The organism is Methanobacterium bryantii (assembly GCF_002287175.1).
GTDB lineage: Archaea > Methanobacteriota > Methanobacteria > Methanobacteriales > Methanobacteriaceae > Methanobacterium_D > Methanobacterium_D bryantii.
This window is the reverse complement of record NZ_LMVM01000040.1, coordinates 130,449-147,724: the sequence shown is the minus strand read 5'-3', so window position 1 is coordinate 147,724 and position 17,276 is coordinate 130,449. Positions and strand designations below refer to the sequence as shown.

General features: G+C 35.0%; 16 protein-coding genes. 9 read left to right on the top strand and 7 right to left on the bottom strand.

Going from position 1 to position 17,276, the window contains the following annotated elements:
• Window positions 1-121: 121 nt before the first annotated feature.
• Complete coding sequence (locus ASJ80_RS15685; protein ID WP_069583834.1) at window positions 122-1,933, bottom strand: glycosyltransferase family 39 protein; 1,812 nt, start codon at window positions 1,931-1,933, stop codon at window positions 122-124.
• Window positions 1,934-2,273: 340 nt separating this feature from the next.
• Here ASJ80_RS15685 and ASJ80_RS15680 point away from each other — a divergent pair, with 340 nt between their 5' ends.
• Entirely contained in the window at window positions 2,274-3,500 is a 1,227-nt protein-coding gene (locus ASJ80_RS15680) for an ABC transporter permease (RefSeq protein WP_069583833.1), read from the top strand.
• A complete protein-coding gene (locus ASJ80_RS15675) occupies window positions 3,493-4,161 on the top strand; it encodes an ABC transporter ATP-binding protein (RefSeq protein ID WP_069583832.1) in 669 nt (222 codons plus the stop codon). The genes ASJ80_RS15680 and ASJ80_RS15675 overlap by 8 nt, the downstream gene beginning before the upstream one ends.
• Before the next feature lie 451 nt (window positions 4,162-4,612).
• On the opposite strand, the gene ASJ80_RS17775 is transcribed toward ASJ80_RS15675, so the two are convergent.
• Window positions 4,613-4,741 (bottom strand): hypothetical protein, encoded by a 129-nt coding sequence (locus ASJ80_RS17775; protein ID WP_255360691.1) that lies wholly within the window; start codon window positions 4,739-4,741, stop codon window positions 4,613-4,615.
• Between the two features lie 601 nt (window positions 4,742-5,342).
• On the opposite strand from ASJ80_RS17775, the gene ASJ80_RS15670 reads away from it, so the two are divergent.
• Window positions 5,343-5,636 carry an ArsR/SmtB family transcription factor gene (locus tag ASJ80_RS15670; protein WP_069583831.1) on the top strand — a complete coding sequence of 98 codons (294 nt, stop codon included), beginning with the start codon at window positions 5,343-5,345 and terminating at the stop codon, window positions 5,634-5,636.
• Window positions 5,637-5,651: 15 nt separating this feature from the next.
• A complete protein-coding gene (locus ASJ80_RS15665) occupies window positions 5,652-5,951 on the top strand; it encodes a hypothetical protein (RefSeq protein WP_069583830.1) in 300 nt (99 codons plus the stop codon).
• Between the two features lie 118 nt (window positions 5,952-6,069).
• Here ASJ80_RS15665 and ASJ80_RS15660 read toward each other — a convergent pair whose 3' ends face one another.
• Window positions 6,070-7,014, bottom strand: coding sequence for a transglutaminase-like domain-containing protein (locus ASJ80_RS15660; protein WP_083240957.1), 945 nt, complete (start codon window positions 7,012-7,014; stop codon window positions 6,070-6,072).
• 693 nt (window positions 7,015-7,707) lie between these two features.
• On the opposite strand from ASJ80_RS15660, the gene ASJ80_RS15655 reads away from it, so the two are divergent.
• The 5 genes from ASJ80_RS15655 to ASJ80_RS15635 all read left to right on the top strand — a co-directional run bounded on the left by ASJ80_RS15655 (window position 7,708) and on the right by ASJ80_RS15635 (window position 11,901).
• Window positions 7,708-8,841 (top strand): ABC transporter permease, encoded by a 1,134-nt coding sequence (locus tag ASJ80_RS15655; protein WP_069583829.1) that lies wholly within the window; start codon window positions 7,708-7,710, stop codon window positions 8,839-8,841.
• Window positions 8,834-9,520: an ABC transporter ATP-binding protein gene (locus ASJ80_RS15650; RefSeq protein WP_069583828.1), complete on the top strand. Its 687-nt coding sequence runs from the start codon at window positions 8,834-8,836 to the stop codon at window positions 9,518-9,520. The genes ASJ80_RS15655 and ASJ80_RS15650 overlap by 8 nt, the downstream gene beginning before the upstream one ends.
• Window positions 9,521-9,686: 166 nt before the next feature.
• On the top strand, window positions 9,687-10,634 hold the full coding sequence (locus tag ASJ80_RS15645) for a metal-dependent hydrolase (RefSeq protein ID WP_069583827.1): 948 nt from the start codon (window positions 9,687-9,689) through the stop codon (window positions 10,632-10,634).
• A gap of 10 nt (window positions 10,635-10,644) precedes the next feature.
• Window positions 10,645-10,944 carry a hypothetical protein gene (locus tag ASJ80_RS15640; protein WP_069583826.1) on the top strand — a complete coding sequence of 100 codons (300 nt, stop codon included), beginning with the start codon at window positions 10,645-10,647 and terminating at the stop codon, window positions 10,942-10,944.
• Window positions 10,945-11,121: 177 nt separating this feature from the next.
• Window positions 11,122-11,901: a fumarylacetoacetate hydrolase family protein gene (locus ASJ80_RS15635; RefSeq protein WP_069583825.1), complete on the top strand. Its 780-nt coding sequence runs from the start codon at window positions 11,122-11,124 to the stop codon at window positions 11,899-11,901.
• 48 nt (window positions 11,902-11,949) lie between these two features.
• Here ASJ80_RS15635 and ASJ80_RS15630 read toward each other — a convergent pair whose 3' ends face one another.
• The 4 genes from ASJ80_RS15630 to cutA form a co-directional block, all read right to left on the bottom strand.
• Window positions 11,950-12,243 carry a ferritin family protein gene (locus tag ASJ80_RS15630; protein ID WP_048081637.1) on the bottom strand — a complete coding sequence of 98 codons (294 nt, stop codon included), beginning with the start codon at window positions 12,241-12,243 and terminating at the stop codon, window positions 11,950-11,952.
• A gap of 377 nt (window positions 12,244-12,620) precedes the next feature.
• Window positions 12,621-13,847 (bottom strand): MFS transporter, encoded by a 1,227-nt coding sequence (locus ASJ80_RS15625; RefSeq protein WP_069583824.1) that lies wholly within the window; start codon window positions 13,845-13,847, stop codon window positions 12,621-12,623.
• 188 nt (window positions 13,848-14,035) lie between these two features.
• Window positions 14,036-16,891: a leucine--tRNA ligase gene (gene leuS, locus ASJ80_RS15620; RefSeq protein WP_069583823.1), complete on the bottom strand. Its 2,856-nt coding sequence runs from the start codon at window positions 16,889-16,891 to the stop codon at window positions 14,036-14,038.
• 41 nt (window positions 16,892-16,932) lie between these two features.
• Window positions 16,933-17,244, bottom strand: a complete 312-nt coding sequence (gene cutA, locus ASJ80_RS15615; protein ID WP_069583822.1) for a divalent-cation tolerance protein CutA — start codon at window positions 17,242-17,244, stop codon at window positions 16,933-16,935.
• Window positions 17,245-17,276: the final 32 nt, after the last annotated feature.

Genomic DNA, 17,276 nt, shown 5'->3' with positions numbered 1-17,276 from the left:
GTAATATTTTCTCAAGCTTCATTTTATAAATTATATTTACGCTAAAAAGTTTAATTTATTTTATCTGCTGCGAAATCGTTCCCCCCATAGAATATTTTAAGGATTTTATTAAAATAGGGAGTTAAGATATTTTATATATCTTAAAATTACTTCCACTGAAAATTAAGGTCCCATAATCAGATATTATCCTGTTTAAGTTTTGATCTGACATACCTCCAGATGAACCTCCATTAACTGGACCATTTACGCCACTTGCAGCACTATTTGGACCCGTTCCAGTATCATTAAATGTGGAACTTTTGTCATTTTGCCTATTACTTCCTAAACCATTTGGAGGAGTGCCAGATCGATTCTGCCCAGTTGCATTTCCCAAATCTCCTGGAGGAGACATGTTTTGTGAAAGCTGTTTCTGGCCACCAGTTGAATTAAATGAATTATCAAAGTTCCATCCTACAAATGGGAATGAATAAGGAAGCAGCGGATTCCATAAATACTCGGAATTTCCTTTTAATTGAGATTGGCCATTTTGTGTCAAAGTAACCGCATATATAGTTCGATTTGGATATTCTTTCTGAATTTCACTCAGGTTTCCTGTTTCCACCTGCATTCCAAGTACATATTCCACCCAGTAACCAGTATGATAATCATTGACCAGTATTATACCATTTGTGTCGATGTTATTAGATGTAAGATTTTCTTTGAGAGAAACCAAATTATTATACTGTTCAGAAGTTATACTTGGCCCCATACTTGAGAATTCTCCAGTAACGGTATAAAAACTTGATATAACAAATATAACTGCTATTAAGCTTATTAACCCTAATTTTAACCTTCTTTTAGAAGGGTATATCTTTGACAGCCAGTTTTCAATGAATTTTAAGCCTAATGGTACCATAAGGGCAATTGGAACAAATGCCAACTCTATGAACCTGCTTTTATACTGAGAGTCCACTGAAGGCGCCACAGTTAAACTAATTAAAATTACTGTCAGTACTAAATAAGCCCATGCCAAAAGCGTCTTTCTACTTATTACCTTTCTTTCTACATTTATCTTTTCTTTAAGCCCATTATAGAAAATATATATAGTAACAAGCACTCCTAAAATGAAAGGAACAGTTAAAAATATTACCGGATTAACAAAATTCCCCCCAGTTAAATTAGAACTGTTTGTAGATGAATTATTCAGGAATGAAAGTACAGTAGTGAATTTAGAGAACATATATGGATATACAGCAAATAAAATTGCTAATCCCCCTATAACTAAAATACTAACTATTCCCAATATTTTTAAACCTTTCATTTCTACTTTTCCTGTTTTATAAGATATTAAAATCCAGTTAAACAATAAAAGAGAAATAAACAGAATGACTGCAAGTATTCCCGTATAAATATGTATAAATATGTTACATAGAAGAATCGTAATCGCCAGAATTCCATATTTTTTCCATTCTTTTGGATTTTCAAGCCACTTAACTGCAAAATATATTAAGAGGAGCAGGAAAAAGACACCCACTAAATTCTGCATGAAATCTCCAATCAGCTGGAAGTAAAATATGTTTACAGTTATTAGAAATGCACTTAAAAGGGCAGGGATCTTAGATTCTATGTCAATCTTTTCACCAAACATCTCTGTAAGTAGAAATGCAGGAAATGCCATAAGTGACCCAAGAAGAGCCATTCCAATTTTTATTCCAAGAAAAGAATTTCCACTTATAAGTACAAAAGGAGTAAGCATATAGTAAACAAGCGGAGGATCATTACTGGCAGGAAGGCCTGTTTTAAGTATATTCAAAACCTGAAGATCATAAAAAGGACCGTCCATTCCGTAAGATAAGTTATAACGCGTTAATACATACATATCCAGTATAAATGAGAATACAAATATACTGAATAAGGTTATAATCCACCATTTTTCTTTAATTTTTGTAAACATGAATATTTCACACTGCTAAAGTTTTTTAATAATATCTATGCTCCAATTAAGAGCCAGAAAGAATATAAAGCTTTTCCCAAATTTAGCCCAAAATATGCCGGAATTCCGCTGTTTTTATATAATAAGCCACATACTAGTCCAAATTTAGAATTAAATTCTAAAATAGTTATGAAATATTTCCAAGGCTGAAAAATAGGATTTTATTTTTTTAGTGATCCGTAGCTGTTTCTAATTTTATGGATATGTAAAAATAATTTGGTAGAGATTTGGGTATAATTAGTATAAATTTGGACTTAAATCTGGAATAACTACTTAACTATGGCTATTTAAACAAAAGAGCATGAAATTCAGGAATTTGATTATAAAGAACATATTTAGGAATAAATCAAGGAGTTTACTGGCAGTGTTTGGAATTGCTATAGGCGTCGCTGCGGTGGTAGGACTCGGTCTTGTAACTGACAACCTCTCTGCATCTACCCAAAAAGCACTGACTGCCGGTGCTGCTGATTTTTCAGTGATATCCGGAAATACTGGTGGGGGAGGAGGAAGTCCAGAGGGAGGTGGAGGGCCTTCAGGTGGCGGCAGTCAGCAGTTAATTAATCAGACTACAGTTACCGAGATCCAGCAGATATCTGGTGTTGCTAATGCAACAGGAGTTCTACGAACAAACATTGACTTGAGTGATAACAGCACCAGTGACAGTAACAGCAGCAATAGTACAAGTGAATCTGCAAATCCCCAAGGTCAAGGAAACTTCCGAATGAACATGTACAGCGTAATAGGAATTGACAGCAGTGATCTGAGCATGGATGACATTGTTATAACCAATGGTACTACATACAGTAACGGAAATGAAGTAATAATCGGCGAAACAGCCGCTCAAAGATTGAATAAAAGCGTAGGGGATACTTTAAACATATCCAATCAAACTTTCAAAGTTGTAGGAACCTACGAAACAGGCAACTTCATGGATGACCAGGGAGTGGTTATGTCACTTTCAAAACTCCAAAATCTCACAGGAAACACTGGAGAAGTTTCATTGATCCTGGTTAAGGCAGCAGACGGCACCAGTGCTACAGATCTAGCCGACACCATTGAACAGAAATATTCAAATGAATTATCGACATCAACATCACTATCAGGAATGGACAGGATGAATAATGGACTTGATGTTATCAATTCGGGTTCATGGGCAGTTTCATTGCTTGCAGTTTTAGTCGGAGGAATAGTGGTCATTGTTACCATGATGAAGGCAGTTTCCGAAAGAACACGAGAAATAGGAGTTCTGAGGGCCATTGGATGGACTAAACAGAGAATCATGACCATGATACTGGGAGAATCCCTGGTCCTGGCAGTAATAGCAATTGTGGTAGGCCTTGTTGTCGGAATAGGTATTGTAGAAATTATATCTGCCACCCACCTTATGATGGGAATTGAACCTGCATTTTCAGCATACCTGCTGCTCAAAGGAATTGGCGTTGCACTGCTCCTAGGTTTGTTAGGTGGAATTTATCCAGCTTACAGGGCCAGCAGACTAGCACCAACGGAGGCACTGCGCTATGAATAATATAAACATCATTGAGATTAAAGGCCTCAAAAAAAGTTATGAAGAAGGACAAATAACAGCATTGAACGGTATAGATCTTGAAATTAAAGAAGGAGAATTTGTTTCCATTATAGGGCCGTCAGGTTCTGGGAAATCAACCCTCCTTAACATGATCGGAGCACTTGATAACCCAGACGAAGGCAGTATAAGTGTAGCAGGTACTGATTTAACTCGAAGTGAAGATTTAAGTAAGTTCAGATCAGACGAAATTGGTTTTGTGTTCCAGCTGCATAACCTGATCCCAAACCTTACTGTATTTGAGAACGTCCAGATCCCCCTGATTGAAACACCTCTTTCAGATGGACAGATGGAAAAGCGAGCTTTAGAACTTTTAAAATCGGTGAATCTTGAAAATAAAATCAATCAAAAACCTACAAAGCTTTCGGGTGGTGAAAGACAGAGGGTTGCGATAGCAAGAGCTCTTGTCAACCACCCCTCTATTATTTTAGCAGACGAACCAACGGGATCCTTAGATTCAAAAACACAGGAGATCATTCTGGATTTACTTAAAGATATCCACAAAAAAGAGAATGTAACCTTGATTATAGTAACACACTCTCCAGACGTAGCCACTATGGCAGATAGAATTATAACAGTATTGGATGGTGAAATAAAAGGCTGAAAAGCACATGTTTAATATAGGAAAGCGGCGGGCGGTTAATCTCCGTATATTGGGTGGGAGACTTTCTAAACATGTTTAAGAAGGTGATATCAAGAAACGAAAATGCTGAATGTATTTTTGTGTGATAATTTAAGTTCTTTGTGGTAGAACACATTCCAACCATAAATAAATACAGGTGGTGATACAAAAAAAGCTAAAAATTGAATCTTAATTGCAGGGCTGGTGGGAACCCTGTAAGCTGTCAAAAACTGTAGGTTTTTGACGCCACAAAAAACTTCGTTTTTTGTTGGCTCTCGAAATCTCTCAAAAATTCGAAGAATTTTTGGAGCACAAATCGAAGATTTGTAAGCTACGATTTCGGAGCGCAAAACAAAGCTGTAGAAAAATGCATGGCATGCGAAAAATCTTTGATTTTCGCGGTGTCAAAATTGAAAATTTTGACAACATTTTTCTACGCCGGAGGAAATTTATTTCCTCGGCCGCAAAAACCATAGATTTTTGACAGTTTTGCAAGTATCCATAAATCATTTAATATTTCTCCTATGCGAGGTAATGCCTCTTTTAGTCCCCTTTCAATCATAAGAGACTATTAAATGTAACAATTTTGTCCTCTACTTTGTTGGTTCATCTAAGGACAATAGGGCGGGAAAACCTCCAAACACGAAGTGTTTGGGGTTCAGGAAAATTTTTAATTTTCCTTCAACTTCCGAAATCAAAAATTTTGGATGTTAGAAAGTTTTTAATGTATAAAACTCCATATTACAGCACTTGGAATCAATAAAAAATTAAAGAGTATCTAAATCAAAAGTACGGGTAATTATAGCTAAAACTGGTGTCGCTTAACTTTTTTTCTATGATTACAGGGTGGGTGGGTGCATCCAAAAACCGAATGTTTTTGGGTTCAGGAAATCGAAGCATGCAAATCTTTCAGATTTGCTGCTCCAAAAATTCTTCGAATTTTTGAGAGATTTCCTTCAACCTTATATACTTTAATTTTTTAAAATATAATCTTCAAATTTCTTTTTTTTTAATTAACTGACATAATCCCTTTTTAAAATTTAACCTGTTAATCATACTGCACAATCCAGTTATTATTTATTGATTAAAAGTAAAATAATTTAAAGGAATTAAACCAGAATATCTTAAAAAATCATTTCAAATAATGCAAAAAGGGATAAATTATGAAAAAAGTGCTTTGGTGGTTAATCCTTGGTACGAGGGGAGGAATAAACCGTGCTAAAATTATTAAAAAATTAAAGGAACGACCTTACAATGCACATCAGCTTGCCGAAGAGCTAAATGTCAATTACAGAACAATTAGGCATCATATAAAAATTTTAGAAGACAGTGAAGTCGTTAAATCTGCTGGAGAAAAATACGGTAAGATGTACTTCCTTTCAGAGAATATGGAAAAAAATTACATGGATTTTGAAACCATCTGGAAACAAGTACAAGATGGGAAAAAGAATAATTGATTTATAGGGATTAAAATGGTATTGGAACTATTTGGATTAGCATTAATTAAAACAGCAGCTATTTGCATAGAGATCGCAAATATTGGCCTATTATCAGGATTACTTTATCTTTATATTAAAAGCTACAGGCAGATAAAGATCGGGTTTACCGTAGGGCTTATACTATTTGCATCAGTTCTTTTAATTAGAAGTATTTTAACCATTGCACTTTTAATTATAGATAGTGACATGTTAACAGGTAAACAGGTACTGATCGGTGGTTTTATCGAATTTATAGCGCTCGCCATACTACTGAAGATTACTTGGGACTATTAAAGCCAGTTATAACGTTTTAATGTAACTATTTTTGCCATACATTTCTAAAATAGTCCATTTTATCAGATAGTTATTTCAAAGTTAAAAATTCAAAAAAAATAGAATAGTAAATAGCTACCTAAAACGATAACGATGCATATTTACCATATATTGTTGCAGTCGATGTTTTCCAGTTATTTACAACTCCAAATGAGTTTTTAGAACTGGTTGCATCTGCTTTATACCATTTACCATTTACATATACTTCCGCCCAGACATGACCATACCAGCTACCGCTTGAAAATTTACAGTAACCATGTACATATCGAGCAGGCAATCCCGAAGCTCTTGAAAGAGCAACTAGTAAATGAGCAGTGTCACAACAATTTCCCGTTTTTTTAGAAAGAGTACCTATCGCTCCATACTTAGTATTATAATAGAAAGAATAACCTATTTTATCCCTTACATAGTTATATACTGCTACTGCCTTGGTATAACTAGATGTTTTACCATTTGTAATTGATTTAGCCTTTGATTTTATAGTAGTACTGGTTGACTGGCAGTTCGTTGTGGCTTTTAGATATTTTGTTAAGGAACTAGATGTACTAGAATTAGAACTTGAGCTATTGGTCGTGTTAGATTTACTGGATGTACTAGCTGAACTAACGCTACTCGAGGTAGTAGTAGTCGAACTGGATGTTGTAACTTTTTTGTATGTTACTACCCATTTGTATTTCCACTTGTATTTCCAGGTATACTTCCACTTGTATTTCCACTTACCGTGGTACTTGTACCAAGATTTATACCATGACTTATACCAGGATTTATACTTTACTTTTGTATATACCTTTTTATATACGGTACTAGCCGCATTTACCTGTACTCCCATCGATTTTTGAGTTTCTGCAACTGAAACTCCATTTACATTATTTGAATCGCCAATAATATTCGCCTGTGATTCGCCTAAATAACTTAACCCATTTGAAATGGGCAAAACACATAGTGCTAACGCTAACAGGCCAGCAAATGCAAAACGCGAAATTCGCTTAATTGTACCGCCTCCAAATATCTGAAAATTTACCATAAAGATAATAAATTTTCCCGCAAATTTAATATATAGTTAGATTTACGCCTTTAAATCAATTTTCAGACATTATTATGTTCTAAAAAGAAGCATATATAAATATTTTGGTTTAAAATGACCATAAAATATGTATTATAACCTTTTTATTGTTTTAAAAATGTATTAGAGATATTTATCATGAACATAAATCAATGTAAACATTCCGTTACTTATTTAAGAAAATAAAGCCATAGCAAATGGTATTTACATAAAATGGAACATTTGAATATGTATTTACATTACATTACTCCCCTCAATTAAATAAAGCATTATAATGGACTATTTTTTCCAAAAAAAGGCATAATATTGATATTTTCCATAATTAAGGCGTGTTTAAACTAAATTGTATCCCAATCACAGACATTTACATTATGAGTCCTAAATTTAAACTAGTGAACACAGACTAAACTCAATTTAAAAATAGACATGCAGATAAAAGCCTCTTTTACATATATTTTAAGTCTAAAAACCACCACACATGCCATAAAATACATATTACTTAAAATCAGCGCTTTTTATGTTAATTTATAAAAAGATTTGTAAAAGATTTGCATATAATTTACACCTAATTTTGAAAAACTTATTTAAATACTGGTTATTAAAAAAATGGCTGTCAGTTAAGTATTATAAAATTTCAGACAGGAGTATTGAATCATGAATTATTTAGGATTAATTATAAAAAATCCATTCAGAAATAAAACAAGAACCTCCCTTGCAATTGTGGGTATTGCAATTGGGATTGCAACTATTGTGGCACTGGGCCTTGTTACCAGTGGTCTTCAGGCATCCACACAAAGCACCCTTAAAGCAGGGGCTGCTGAAATTACAGTAACACATACTGGTTCTAACGAATTTGGATCAACATCAGGCAGTATCAATGAAAGCCGTGCAACAGATATCCAAAATATAAGCGGTGTTAAAGAAACTGCGGGCATTTTAAGGGCTACAGCCAATATAGAAGGCAGCTCAGGTAATGGTCTTTCCATAAGCGGTATAGACGACAGTAAGTTAAATCTCATGGGAGTAGACAGTGTAAATGGAACGATATACTCAAATGGAAGTACAAACGAGATCATACTAGGTAAAACAGCTGCTGAAGATCTTAACAAGTCAGTTGGAGATAATATCACCCTATTTAATAAAAACTTTAAAATTACAGGAATATACGAAACAGGTAGTTTCATACAGGATGCAGGAGCATTTATGCCTTTAAATACGCTCCAGAATTTAACCAGTAACGACGGTAAAATCAGTACCATTGCAGTTAAAGTAACTGAAAATGCCAATGTCACAGAAGTAAGCCAGCACATTGAAGATACTTATCCTAACGAATTATCAACAGTAACCGCAGCAGATCAGGCAGGCAGAATAAATGACGCACTGGGAGCCATTAACACAGCCACATGGGCAATTTCACTCCTTGCAATAGTTATAGGTGGGGTTGGAGTTATCAATACCATGATAATGTCAGTATACGAGAGAACACGTGAAATTGGAGTTCTAAAAGCTGTAGGATGGAGAGGTAGACGAATACTTGGTATGATACTGGGTGAATCAATTGTACTTACCATCATGGCGGCCATAGTCGGTACTATTATAGGCGTAGTAGGCGTTGAAGTCCTTCTATCATATTCTGCAACATTTGGAACCATGATTAAGCCAGTATTCTCGCTTGATCTGTTCTTAAGAGCATTTGGAATTGCCTTCCTTGTAGGAATCATTGGAGGAATCTATCCAGCTTACAGGGCAAGCAGACTAGCACCAACGGAGGCACTGCGCTATGAATAATGAAAACATTATTGAGATTAAAGGCCTCAAAAAAAGCTATGATAAAGGCAAAATAAAAGCATTAAATGGAATAGATCTTGAAATTAAAAAAGGAGAATTTGTTTCCATTATAGGGCCGTCAGGTTCTGGGAAATCAACCCTCCTTAACATGATCGGGGCACTTGACACTGCTGGTGAAGGCAGTGTCGAAGTAGCAGGTATTGACCTGACCAAAACCAAGGATCTAAGTAAATTTAGATCACATGAAATTGGCTTTGTGTTCCAGCTCCATAACCTGATCCCAAACCTTACAGTGCTTGAAAATGTCCAGATCCCCATGATTGGGACCTCCATTTCAGGTAAAGACATGGAAAAAAGAGCTTTAGAACTTTTAAAATCAGTAGATCTTGAGGACAGGATCAATCAAAGGCCGACCAAACTTTCAGGCGGAGAAAGACAACGTGTAGCCATCGCAAGGGCATTAGTTAATAATCCCTCCATTATTCTGGCAGATGAACCAACAGGGGCTTTAGATTCTAAAACAGGAGATATTATTTTAGATTTACTTAAAGATCTTCACAAAAAGGAAAATGTAACTCTTGTTATGGTAACACACGAGCCATACGTTGCAAATATGGCCGACAGGATCATTACAGTGCGTGACGGTAAAATTTTAGAGGAGAAAACGAATAATATCTAATCATAACTTTAAAGAGTGGGTGGGATAACCTCCAAGATGTGTCAAATCAAAGATTTAACCTCCTTTCTTCTTTTATGGCGGGATACTCTTTAAAGATTTAAAAGCTTAGTAACAATTGGTCTTAAATCAAATACAATTCAATATAAATATTTATAAGGGAGATAAAATGGATTTAATAACACATTTCTTAGTGCCATATATTATTTTAGCAGCTGTTGGAAGCAAGAATAAACTTGCAGGGGCTTTTGGTGGTATTTCACTTGATTTTGACACTATTTTTGTCACATGGATTGGACTATTATCTCCCCAGCTTTTTATTTTTGCACACAGGGGCATTACACATTCTTTTATCTTTGCGCTCGTAACTTCGACGCTCTTTTTGTATGTACTATCAAGAAAGCAGATAAATGGATTTATCAGCAGCATAATAAGGCGAAATATATCAGTGGAATTTACAAAAACTACCATTGCACTTGCATATTTTGGGGCAGTTATTCATTTATTCCTCGATTTTCTAACAACAAAAGGTATTCCCCTATTTTATCCCCTTTCAATTACCAGGTATGCTGCAGAAATATACCCTGCAGTTGACATTATAATAACCGTTCTTGCAGTAATTACACTGCTTATAATTTACCTGAAAGTAAATCAAAAATATAAAAGAGCTGCTATGGCAGTCTTCATGATTGTTTTAGTATCATTTGGATGCGTAATGGCTTATGAGAAATCAAATGCAATTAGTGCCGAGACTCTAACTTTAAACTCAAGTTACAACCATTTATCCACTTATCCAACCCAGGACATGTTTATATGGGACGTTGTAAAAAGCAATTCACAAAATAGCAGTTACATAGTATCAAAGTACAACACCCTGCAAAATCAAGAATCAAACATCATGATATATAATACCCCTTCAATTGAAAATGGATCTTACACTTCAGCACAAAATGCCATTAATACCGCAAATGACCTTCCAGTTGTTGAAAGGTTTAAATGGAATTCATATTATGCCTTAATCAATGCAACATACAGTTCAGGAGAATGGAAAATAACTTACTATGATATCCTGAATTCATGGACTGGAAACAATATAACAGTTACAGTACCTACTTAATGGAGCTAACATGACAATAGAATTATTAGGATATAGAGCAGCGGAAATTGGAGCCATATGCGTAGAATTTTTAAATATGGGCCTTTTATTCGGGTTAATTTATCTTTATATCAAAAGTTACAGGCAGATAAAAATAGGGTTTACAATCGGCCTTATGTTATTTGCCTCATTCCTGCTACTTAGAAGTATCTTTGCCGTTGCTCTTTTAATTTTAGATAGCGATATGATTTCCGGCAATCACGAATTTTTAAGCAGTATTATAGAGTTCATAGCACTTGCTATACTTCTAAAGGTTACATGGGATTATTAATCCATTTTGATTTAAAATAAAAAAAATTTGTAATTTTAAAATCAGTTATTTTCTACAAATTGTATACGTCTTGAAAAAATTCAGACTTTACTGGATATAAAAAGTTGAGAAGCTAATTTATTAGTTTTGTTTTGCATAAATAGATATCATTAACTCCAGAGTGATTAAGGTGAATTTATGAAAATTATAGGATTTTTAAAGGATGATCATAAAAAAACAGGGTTATTAAAAGGCAATAATATAACAGAACTTTCATGCTCAACCATAGAAGCAATTAACTCCAGAAACATCGGAAAGTTCCAAAAAGATACTAACTATGAAGTTGAAGAAGTGAATATATTGCCCCCAGTCTCACCATCCAAAATTGTGTGCGTTGGCTTGAATTACAGGGACCATGCAGCTGAACTCAATATGGACCTTCCAGAAGAACCCATAATATTTATAAAACCCCCAACATCAGTAGTTGGGCATTTAGATGACATAATCTATCCTGCCTCAAGCAGTCAAGTTGATTTTGAAGGTGAACTTGGCATTGTTTTGTCTAAAGAAGCAAGAAATGTGAAATCAGAAGATGCTGCAGATTATATAGGAGGATATACTGCATTAAACGATGTGACAGCAAGAGATTTACAGAGAAAAGACGGCCAGTGGACAAGGGCAAAAAGCTTTGACACATTCTGTCCCATAGGGCCCTGTATTGAAACCGATTTAGATCCAATGAATCAAAATATTTCACTTAAACTCAATGGAGAATTTAAACAAAAATCAAACACTAAAAACATGATATTTAACGTTTATGAGCTCGTTGAATTCATATCAAATGTAATGACCCTTAAACCCGGTGATGTAATTGCAACTGGAACTCCTCCAGGTGTTGGCCCCATGAATATTGGAGATACTGTTGAAGTCGCAATTGAAGGAATTGGAATACTTAAAAATTTTATAAAAAAGGGTTAAAAAAATAGTAAATTTATGCTTAAAATTCGTTTAAGCTGCTTTAATTAATTATTTTTTCCCAGTTAATTCTTCAACTTCGTTTTTACCTTTTGCGAGCTCTTTGACCTGTTCTTCATCCATTCTTAAAAGCATTGTCTGGAATTCTCCAACATGGGTTTTTTCTTCTTGAGCCACGTCTGTAAGAACAGCCTTAAGATCTTCATTGTCAGTCATGTCTGCCATCTGCTCATAAAGGTTAATAGCATCCAGTTCTGCCATTATAGCTACTCGTAGGAGTTCTTGGTCTAGATTTTGATTTTCTCTTTTTATTTTATTAATATCTATAGGTACTTTAGAAAACATTCTTTTACTCCCTTAAGATACAATTTAAATTAGATTGCTCATGGATTGAATATTGTGTGTTATTCACATAAACTGTTGATTAAATCAACACTAAAATTTTGTACATATTGCCATAAGCTTCAAAATTCCATTATTTAATATGGATTTAATATTTATTATATTTTATCATTTTTCAAATTTAAAGTGTTAAATCTGTTTAAATGTAAATTAAGGACATATTAAATTTAATTTGCTCAAAAAAAGTAATAATATTTGATAAAATCAGATTTAAATGAATAAATCATGCCAATGTAACGAAAAATAAGAATTAAATTTGAAAGTCACTATAATAAACCACTACGAAATTTTTCAGCACTTAAAACCCAAAAATTATTTCTCTATTTCGTATTTGGTACTTTTTTTTCATTATTTGAAGGAATTAAGAAAGTTAAACCCATTGTTATCAAGGATAACACTGCTAAGATAACAAAAACAATCTGGAAACTTCCAGTAATGTCCAGAATTTGTCCAGTCATGCTGGGCCCAATTACCGCACCGATATAACCAATTGCTACAACAACACCACCAGCAACCCCTGCATGCTTTTTTGGCATGATTTCTACAGGTAAACTGAGTAATGTGTTAAAACGTAAGATGTTTATAACTCCTGCAATTGCCATTATAAACCAGATGGCAAGTTCGGAGGCATATAATATCCATATTGCAAGGAAAGCAAATATAAAACTGGGCACCCATATAAGCAGTCTTTTCGACATACTGCCCCTTGAAAACAGCACTGGCACCAATATTACAGTCGGGACACCTACCCACAGCATAACTGATGTTAACAGCCCACTAAGGCCTAAACTAACTCCTTTTTGCAGCAGGTAAGTTGGAAGCCATCCCGACCATGTATAAAAGAATATATTATGGAGTAAAAGTATAAAAGCCAGAAGCCATAGCGTTTTATCTTTTAATACATCCTTTAGCCCTACAGATCCAGTTTGTTCAGATTCAATTTCGGCGCTCGGACAAGGTGGTTCACGTACCGCGACCCACCACAAAATTGTTGCAACGAGCAGCGGTGCACTCCACACGTAAAAAACACCCTGATAACTGTTAGTTAGCGGATAAATCAGTGGAACTGTAATAGCCAGAGCTGTCCCAATACCTGCAAGTAGTCCGAAACCCGTGATAAATCCCATGACAGAACTTGTCTGCTGGCTGGAACTGCATGATCGAGCGAGTTTTGGCAGGTTTGCAAATGTACATCCCATTCCAAAGCCAAAAATGATCGAAAATATGAGTGACCCAGAATAAGTTGATGCTGTTCCCCTAAGCACCGCGCCGATACATGCAACAATGGCACCAATTCCAATTGCCCTCTTTAAGCCTATCCTATCAGCAATAATACCTGCAGGAATTGCTACTATAGCTAGCATAAGTATAGGGGCACTGAAAAGTAAACTTGTCTGAAAATGAGAAATATGCAAATCGGCTGATAGTATAGTTCCCAGTGGTGGAGTAACAAATAAAAATGCCCAAGTACAGAAGTTCAAAACTATTGCAATTATAATGATATTCCATGGTATTTTATAATTACTATCAAAGTTGCTGTTATTCATTTTATACATCTCTTAAACAGCTTTTATCTGTATTGCGTTTATCCAATTGTAATTTTGACATATTACCCTAATAAAATTAAGCCAGATAATTCCCGCTGCACCAAATTTAATGATTATTTCATAATAAGATAAAAAATGCTGTTTTTATCAAATCAATTAAAATTAAAAAAAGAGTATATCCGTTGATATTACTCTATATAAATAGCCGGCTTGTAAGGCATTGCATTTTTGAATTTACCCTTTGGATCATAGGTAGGTTTTTCATATACAAGCACTTCCGCACCTGCCTCGCTTGATAAGAAGTCCTGTGATTCATCAATAATGGAACACTCATCAATTCGACCTACATATTTAATTTTAGTTACTTCCCTTGCCACTTTCTTTGCAAAATCTGCAATTTCTTTTTTATTATCATGCAGGTTTTGTTTTATGGATTCACCCATTATTCTACCTATATCTGGCCTTCCAATATCTTTTGCAATTTCGAAAACCTTCCATTTCCACTCAGGAGCTACATAAATGTGGATTTTATTTGGTTCTGTACCTGTAATTTTCTTTATTTCGTTTATATCACCTGCAAGTCCCTGTACAATTTCCTCGGCCTTCCCAACTTTTTCATCTATTAAATCCTCATTATATTTAGGCCACTGTGCATTTGATACAAATCCTTCCCCCTCAAGTTTGCTCCACAGTTCTTCAGATGTATGAGGTACAAATGGAGACATTAAACGTATCCAACCGTTTAATATGTATGTTAAAACGTTTGAAATTTCTCCTTTTGCCTCTCTATCCCCTAATTCATGTTCTATACGGTGGAAATAGTGATCAATATCTTTTTTAAATATGAATAATAATTCCTGCAGCGCTTTTCTTGTCTGGAATCCTTCAAGTGCTTCTGTTGCATCTTTAATTCTCATGTTAAACTGGCTTAAAATCCATTTATTTATGGGCTTTTTAACTTCCCCTAACTCAAAGTCTTTTAAAGATACAGGAGACCCTTTAATTTCAGCCACGCGATCTGCAAATTCTGAGAACCATTCTAAACGCCTTTTAGTTCCTTTTACTTCATTTTCTCTCCAGTCAAAGTCCTGCCATGGTTCTGCAGATGCCATTAAAAAGAGCCTTACCACATCTGCCCCGTAGGTTTCTATAGCATCATTCAAAAGGATTACATTTCCTTTTGATGATGACATCTTGTTTCCTTCAAGAAGACCCATTCCAAAGACCACTATACCATTCGGCCACTTGTATTCAGGGAATATTGCGGAATGGTGGAACATGTGGAATGAAAGGTGATTTCCAACAAGGTCCTTAGCTGAAAGTCTCCAATCTAGAGGATACCAGTAGTTAAATTCATGCTTGATATCTTCAAAAAGCGGATCCTTTACGTTTCCAGAGTACTTTCCGAGGTCTAAAAATACATCGTCGAAGAATGAATCGTCAAGATCATCAGGATTAATATCCTTCATGTACTTTGCAATTGTATAATAAGCCATATAAATTGTAGAATCACTTAAAGGTTCTATTAACCATTGATTATCCCAAGGCATTTTTGTCCCAAGCCCAAACCGGCGGCTGCAGGCCCAATCTTCTAACCATCCAATATAATATTCAAAATTAGCCCTTATTTCTGCAGGAACTATGTTTTCTTGAGCAAGGCAGTTATATGTGCTCTGTTTCCACTGCTCATCTGAATATTTAAGGAACCACTGGTCTTCAAGTATCTTAACTACACATTCAGTACCGCACCTGCATACAACAGGTTTTTCTGCAAAGTCATACATTACATCCCCTTTTTTGGCTTCAAGAAGATTTTTTATAACCTCATCCCTTGCAGATGGTACTTTTAAGCCGTCATAATTAGGAATATTTGCCATAACTCCCTTTGCATGTTCCAGTTTATACAGTTCATTTGTGGCGTCAGAAAGTCTTGGATCTTTCTGGTTTTTAACACCGAACTTTTCAATTATTTCTTGAGCAGGGAATTCACGGAACCCTTCAAGCTTTACAATGCTGATTGGCTCTATTTTTTCCACTTTCTCTCTTATACCATACTTTTCAAGCAGTTCTTCGTTCTCTTTGAGATCTTTAAGTGCTATGTAGTCTGCAGGAGCGTGTGCTGGTACGGAATAAACAACACCCGAACCATATCCAGGATCTACAAATGAAGCAGGGAGTATAATGTGTTCTTCATCAGTTAGAGGGTTTTTTACATATTGACCTATTAACCCATTTGCATCAATAGACGAGTCAATGACAACATCCTTTTTTTGATGGATGATGTTATCAAATGCTTTTTTAGTTATTATCCAGCTTTCATCGTGTAGTTTTACACGGATGTATTCTTCATCTGGATTTAACCATAAATTAGTAGCTCCAAAAAGTGTTTCAGGACGGAATGTTGCAGCTACAAGGTAGTCGTCGCCTAACTTGAATTTAACGAGGGTGAGCTCGTTTATTGCAACACCTTCCCCTTCCAGAAGGTCGTGGTCCCCTACAGGGTTCATTTCTTCTGGACAGTATTTTACTGGATGTTTTCCTTTACCTATGTATCCTTTGCTTTTAAGTTTTCTAAACTGCCATTCCACGAATTTTTTGTAATGAGGGTCTGTAGTTCTGAATTCCCTTCTCCAGTCTATTGAGTAACCCATACTCTGCATTACATCGTGGTATTCAGTACTGAAATATTTTACAATATATTCCGGGTCTGTAAATTTATTGAGCTCTTCTTTTGAGACTTTATGGACATTTTCATAGATATTTAGTGTCCATGGGTCTCTCCTTTCAATTCTTTTTGCAATACCTATAACTGGAGCACCTGTTACGTGCCATGCCATTGGGAAAAGAACATTATAGCCCTGCATTCTTTTAAACCTTGCATATACATCAGGCACTGTGTAAGTCCTTCCATGTCCTATGTGCATTGCTCCGCTTGGATAGGGATATGCTACTGTTAGAAAAATTTTCTCTTTATTATCAGGATTAGATTCAAATAAGTGTGATTCTGCCCATTTTTTCTGCCATTTCTTTTCTATTTCGTTCAAGTAATCACCTAAAAGTAATTAATTCGTATTATTCTGTAATTTTATCTAATTTCACCATCTAAATAATCTAAATACTCTTTAGAACCTTCGATTATTGGAATTGCTAAAATAGCAGGATTTTCATAACTGTGAATTTCTTTTACTCTTTTTATAATATTTTCTATGTTGCTTACCTTAGTTTTTACAAGGAGAATAGACTCCTTATCTTCCTCTATTTCCCCCTTCCACCAGTACAAAGACTCAATTGTAGATATTATATTTATACAACCTGCTAATCTTTCTTCAACAATAGTTCTTCCTATTTTCTTAGATTCTTTCTCTCCAGATGTGGTTATATAAACTAAAGCATACATCATTTACCTCTTTTAAATAAAAAAAATTTAAA

Coding starts and splice junctions, on each gene's coding strand:
- ASJ80_RS15685 (WP_069583834.1), bottom strand. CDS start 1,933: ATGTTTACAAAAATTAAAGAAAAATGGTGGATTATAACCTTATTCAGT.
- ASJ80_RS15680 (WP_069583833.1), top strand. CDS start 2,274: ATGAAATTCAGGAATTTGATTATAAAGAACATATTTAGGAATAAATCA.
- ASJ80_RS15675 (WP_069583832.1), top strand. CDS start 3,493: ATGAATAATATAAACATCATTGAGATTAAAGGCCTCAAAAAAAGTTAT.
- ASJ80_RS17775 (WP_255360691.1), bottom strand. CDS start 4,741: ATGATTGAAAGGGGACTAAAAGAGGCATTACCTCGCATAGGAGAAATA.
- ASJ80_RS15670 (WP_069583831.1), top strand. CDS start 5,343: ATGAAAAAAGTGCTTTGGTGGTTAATCCTTGGTACGAGGGGAGGAATA.
- ASJ80_RS15665 (WP_069583830.1), top strand. CDS start 5,652: ATGGTATTGGAACTATTTGGATTAGCATTAATTAAAACAGCAGCTATT.
- ASJ80_RS15660 (WP_083240957.1), bottom strand. CDS start 7,014: ATGGTAAATTTTCAGATATTTGGAGGCGGTACAATTAAGCGAATTTCG.
- ASJ80_RS15655 (WP_069583829.1), top strand. CDS start 7,708: ATGAATTATTTAGGATTAATTATAAAAAATCCATTCAGAAATAAAACA.
- ASJ80_RS15650 (WP_069583828.1), top strand. CDS start 8,834: ATGAATAATGAAAACATTATTGAGATTAAAGGCCTCAAAAAAAGCTAT.
- ASJ80_RS15645 (WP_069583827.1), top strand. CDS start 9,687: ATGGATTTAATAACACATTTCTTAGTGCCATATATTATTTTAGCAGCT.
- ASJ80_RS15640 (WP_069583826.1), top strand. CDS start 10,645: ATGACAATAGAATTATTAGGATATAGAGCAGCGGAAATTGGAGCCATA.
- ASJ80_RS15635 (WP_069583825.1), top strand. CDS start 11,122: ATGAAAATTATAGGATTTTTAAAGGATGATCATAAAAAAACAGGGTTA.
- ASJ80_RS15630 (WP_048081637.1), bottom strand. CDS start 12,243: ATGTTTTCTAAAGTACCTATAGATATTAATAAAATAAAAAGAGAAAAT.
- ASJ80_RS15625 (WP_069583824.1), bottom strand. CDS start 13,847: ATGAATAACAGCAACTTTGATAGTAATTATAAAATACCATGGAATATC.
- cutA (WP_069583822.1), bottom strand. CDS start 17,244: ATGTATGCTTTAGTTTATATAACCACATCTGGAGAGAAAGAATCTAAG.